Source organism: Butyricicoccus sp. AM05-1, assembly GCF_003474415.1.
GTDB lineage: Bacteria > Bacillota > Clostridia > Oscillospirales > Butyricicoccaceae > Agathobaculum > Agathobaculum butyriciproducens.
The window spans coordinates 1-4,586 of sequence record NZ_QUDG01000027.1 but is presented as its reverse complement, the minus strand read 5'-3'; the positions used below and the strand labels follow the sequence as shown (position 1 = coordinate 4,586).

Below are 4,586 nucleotides of genomic sequence, written 5' to 3'. Positions count from 1 at the left end.
ATTCCTGTTGGGTGTGGAATTTAGCCTTACAAACTTATTCGCTGTTCTCTTATGGAAGTGGAATTATAAAAGAACCGTTTAGGTAAAAAGTACTGCACCATCCTATAATGGCTACGGATGGATTCCATGACCGTATGGAATGCGATGTTCGTCAGAAAAGAGCGACCTTGACTGATTGAAAGCGTATCATATGCAATATTGAGCGAATGGGTTCAGTTGAGATTTCGAGTAGTAGAGCGCCGAAAAAGTGTTATAATGAATAAGTAAAAGGAAGACCGGTGCGAACTAAGCGCAAGTGCAGGCGGTACTGCGCTGAGTATGCCACGTATGCCAAAGCGTGTGCCAGTGAGAGAATTGTAAACAACAAGGAATCGCAGACTTTTAATCGAGGCCGATTTAACCGCTGTTGAGCGACCGCAGAGGGTCAACAGCGGCTTGCAGACCTTTGTCCGTTCAGGTCATAATTTCCCGACAATGAAACCCTTGGACTAAAAAGTTCGAAAAATTGCCGTTTTTGCAGGAATTTCTGCATGATTATGATACAGAAAAGCCGGGCTGTATGCCAACGTGTGCCAAGCGTATGCCAATCTGTGTCGAAGTCGGCAGAATGCCTGTAAAATTACACATTTGCAAAGGTTTTACCGTCGCATCAGAGTGATCTGGTGCGGCGGTTTTTGCGTTTATAACTTCTTTGTCAACCGATTCGGAGAGGTACAGCATCAGGGAACACTGAATAAGGCACTGCGCAGAATCATGCGCGATTGTAATGGCGAAATCCTTGAAAACAATGACATTGACGATGAGCCGGTGCTCCTCCCATGTTTCAGCTGTCATGTACTGCGGCATACTTTTGCAACGCGTATGTGCGAGTCTGGACTGAATGTAAAGGTCGTACAATCAGTGCTAGGCCATGCGGATGTAACCACCACTCTCCAGATTTATGTTACGGTGTCGAACGAAATGAAAAAGAGGGAGATTTTAACCTACAGTAACTATATCCGGACGGGAGAGCGACAGGTACAAAATATATAAGCACAAAACGGGATCTGCCAGGACGATGAAAAATCGCCTGACAGGTCCCTTTTTTAAATTCGCACATTTCTCATATTGATTTTTTTCGTCTATACTGAATCTCGTTAAAGGAAAGCGCGGTGAGAAAAGTGAAAAACAGTCTGGAAATCATGTGCCCAGAGATCGCAAAACAGTGGTCAACGCGCAATTTTCCTTCGCTGCCGAAAGATATCAGCTATGGTTCTAATAAAAAGGTTTGGTGGCGTGGAGAGTGCGGTCATGAATGGCAGGCAAGTCCTCATAGCCGAACGGGAAAAAATTCTTCTGGTTGTCCGTATTGTTACGGAAACCGTGTGCTTGCCGGTTTTAATGACCTTGCATCGAGGTTTCCGGAAGTTGCTGCGGAGTGGTCGGATAAAAATTTGCCGTTAAGACCGGAACAGGTGACTGCATTCAGCAATAAGAAAGCGTGGTGGGAAGGAAAATGCGGGCATGAATGGTATGCTCTGATTTCCAGCAGATCGGATGGGCATGGCTGTCCCTACTGCGAGGATCATAAACTACTGAAAGGCTTTAACGACTTTGCTTCACAGTACCCGCAGCTTGCTAAGGAGTGGTCAGAGAAGAATAAGGTCGGAGCAGATGCAGTTACATCCAGCAAAGCGGGACTTTTCTGGTGGCATTGCCCATTCTGCGGAGGAGAGTACAGCGCGTGGATTTCATCAAGAACTGATGGCAGCAGATGCCCGTACTGCACTGGACGAGCGGTAGAAGAAAACCTGAACAGCCTGTCAAAGACCCACCCGGCAATAGCAGCAGAGTGGAATTGCGAGAAGAACGGAACGGTTACAGCAGGTCAGGTTTCGGCCTTGTCAAAGCAGGAATACTGGTGGAAAAGCAGTTGCGGTCACGAATGGAAAGCAAAAATCTATGATCGAACGATGCGAAAAGTGCCATGTCCAAAGTGCGAGCAGGAGTTTGTTTATGTACTCCCTCGATTACTTGTCATGCTGTATACAGGACAAAACCATTTGAAAGTGAAGTTCGACACAGATGACTTGACGGGAATCCGCATGGAAATGTATATCCCGGAGTTGAATCTGGCTATCGAAGAAAGAAGTACCGATGAGCAGAATCATGAGCAGAAGGTTAAGAGGTATATTTGCGAGCTGCAAGATGTTCGCTATATCCTGTATAAGCCATTCAAGTCGGCAGAAGATGCGGCAGCATTTATCCGAACGATTTTGAAAGAGCATCATGTACATATTAAGACGGCTGCGGCAGACGGTATTGCGCTGTGCAGGGAGAAATATAACTTGCTGAAGAGGAGAAAATTAAGATGACAGATGATATGAGATTGTTGTTGCGGATTCTTTTGGAACAAGAGCTGAGGGAGGCAGAACCAGAGATGCAGCGCCCCAGAAAGAAACGGGAAGCAGAGCGGGAGGATGAAATCGATTATGCCCCGGCTGAGAGCAGAGGAAAAACTAAAAGAACAAAAGATACCATGAAGGAGGAGAGAGCTGAGGATCTTCAGCAGGCGAGAAGTGATATGTATTCCACTCATGAAAATGTCGCTTATAACATGAAGAAGGTTCCAATCTGGGAGAAATACGCTTTGTCATTATCTGAAGCAGCTGAATACTTCCACATCGGTACAAGAAGACTTCGACAGATCATTGCGAAGGATAAGTACGCCAAGTATCTGATCTGGAACGGCGGACGGATATTCTTCAAACGAAAAATGTTTGAAGAATATCTGAATAATGAGGTTCTGCTGTTTGGTAATGACAACACTGAATCGTGAGGTGCTGAGATGGCCAGGGAACGAAGAGATAATAAGGGACGTCTGCTTCTGACAGGAGAAGCTCAGATCAGAAACGGCAGCTATACCTTCCGATACACGGATGAGAATGGGGTTCGCAAAAGCATAACTAACTGGAAACTGCTCCCCGAAGATCCGCCACCCAAAGGGGATACAAATCCGGAATGCCTGCGTGACATGGAGAACAGGATTACCGACCGGCGCACAAAAGCAATGCATAAGAAAACGAAAACGGTCAATGTGTTTTGGCAGGAATATATTTCTATGAAATGCGAGATTGCGGAAACAACGCTGATCCGGTACATTTATCTTTATAACAAGCATGTAAAGAACGAGTGGGGAAAAGACCAATCCAATCTGTTCGATATTCTGATGTGAAGCGGTTCTATATCAGCAGGCTCAAACATGGCTTGAGCCTTTCTACGCTTGGAAATCTGAACAATGTAATTCATCCGGTGTTCGAGCTGGCCTGTCGAGAACATTATATCGCCGCTAATCCGGTTGATGGTGTTTATCAGGAGTTCAAAAAAAGAAAGGACTGGGAGCTGAAATACAGAGATGCCTTAACCGAGGAAGAACAGGATAGGTTGCTTTCTTACGTTGCTCATACGCTGGATTATCGTGAATTGCTGCCTGTTTTGACCGTATTTCTTGGAACCGGTATTCGCTCCGGCGAACTTGCGGGCCTTACCTGGAATGATATTGATTTTAAGAAAAATACGATCAGCATCAATCATACGATGAACTATACTGCTACTCTGGACGGAACGTGTAAGTACACTGTGACTGTGCCGAAAAGTAATACGGGAAATCGGGAAATCCCCATGCTGACAGAAGTGCGGGACACGCTGCTGGCGCTGTATGAAAGAAGAAATGATTTCAATGCAGATAATCAGATCGTAATTGATGGCTATACTAATTTCGTCTTTCGTGATCTGTATGGTCGTGTATACTCCAACCATCGAATCAACCGTCAGCTTAAAAGAATTACGGCGAAATGCAATCAGGAGGAACACGCCGAGGCAGAACAAGAAGGCCGAGAGGAAAATCCTCTTCCCCCGATCACATGTCATATGTTGCGGCATACGTTCTGTACGAGGATGATTCTGGGCGGAATAGACGTGAAAACAGTCCAGATTATCATGGGGTACGCAGATGCCGAAACAACCATGCGCGTTTATGCAAACGTGACCAAAGCGCAAGCCCAGAATGAGATGATGCGAATGGAGGGAAAGATGAAGCTGAAATAGAATAATGAAATCAAAATCCTGTTATCGGTGTAAAATCGATAACAGGATTTTTTAGACCCGAGAAAGTATGGAATGCGATGATCGTCAAAAAAGAGCGTGACTGATTGAAAGTGATCCGTAACTCTGGTATAATTTGAATACCAAGGGGAATTGATGCTATAAATGATGCCATACGAATCTACCAGAAGGCATTCACGAAACAACGGAGTATATGAAAGCGTTTCTCAGGAATCTGCTTCTGAACGAGAAGAATGAGCTTCATAATCGAAATCTACATATAAGTGGACTTTTGAATGAAGAAAAAGTGGATATGGGAAATGCGAAAGTGGATATTGAGAATGAAAAAGTGGACATTGAAAGCGTGCTTTCCGAAAAAGACAGTAATTTCTCAGTAAAAACGACGGTTCATATTCGTAGACTCTTTTGTGAATGCTATCCTAATAGTTGGCCACAGGAGATGCGGGAGGTTTGACGGTTACGTTATAATTTGAAAAATACGA

At 44.7% G+C, this 4,586-nt stretch carries 6 protein-coding genes; 5 read left to right on the top strand and 1 reads right to left on the bottom strand.

Features of this window, described 5'->3' with window-relative positions; all coding sequences use genetic code 11:
• Window positions 1-534: 534 nt before the first annotated feature.
• Complete coding sequence (locus tag DW088_RS16825; RefSeq protein WP_442861198.1) at window positions 535-846, bottom strand: hypothetical protein; 312 nt, start codon at window positions 844-846, stop codon at window positions 535-537.
• Between DW088_RS16825 and DW088_RS15555 the strand changes: the two genes are divergently transcribed.
• From DW088_RS15555 to DW088_RS15535, 5 genes are all read left to right on the top strand, one after another.
• Window positions 730-1,032: a tyrosine-type recombinase/integrase gene (locus DW088_RS15555; RefSeq protein WP_442861197.1), complete on the top strand. Its 303-nt coding sequence runs from the start codon at window positions 730-732 to the stop codon at window positions 1,030-1,032. The genes DW088_RS16825 and DW088_RS15555 overlap by 117 nt on opposite strands.
• A gap of 119 nt (window positions 1,033-1,151) precedes the next feature.
• Window positions 1,152-2,354 (top strand): zinc-ribbon domain-containing protein, encoded by a 1,203-nt coding sequence (locus DW088_RS15550; protein ID WP_118361998.1) that lies wholly within the window; start codon window positions 1,152-1,154, stop codon window positions 2,352-2,354.
• Window positions 2,351-2,818: an excisionase gene (locus DW088_RS16490; protein WP_243030001.1), complete on the top strand. Its 468-nt coding sequence runs from the start codon at window positions 2,351-2,353 to the stop codon at window positions 2,816-2,818. Before DW088_RS15550 ends, DW088_RS16490 begins: the two co-directional genes overlap by 4 nt.
• Before the next feature lie 9 nt (window positions 2,819-2,827).
• The gene (locus DW088_RS15540; protein WP_118361996.1) at window positions 2,828-3,214 is read left to right on the top strand and encodes an integrase DNA-binding domain-containing protein; all 387 of its coding nucleotides are present in this window, start codon (window positions 2,828-2,830) and stop codon (window positions 3,212-3,214) included.
• A gap of 32 nt (window positions 3,215-3,246) precedes the next feature.
• Entirely contained in the window at window positions 3,247-4,086 is an 840-nt protein-coding gene (locus DW088_RS15535; protein WP_207663039.1) for a tyrosine-type recombinase/integrase, read from the top strand.
• Window positions 4,087-4,586: the final 500 nt, after the last annotated feature.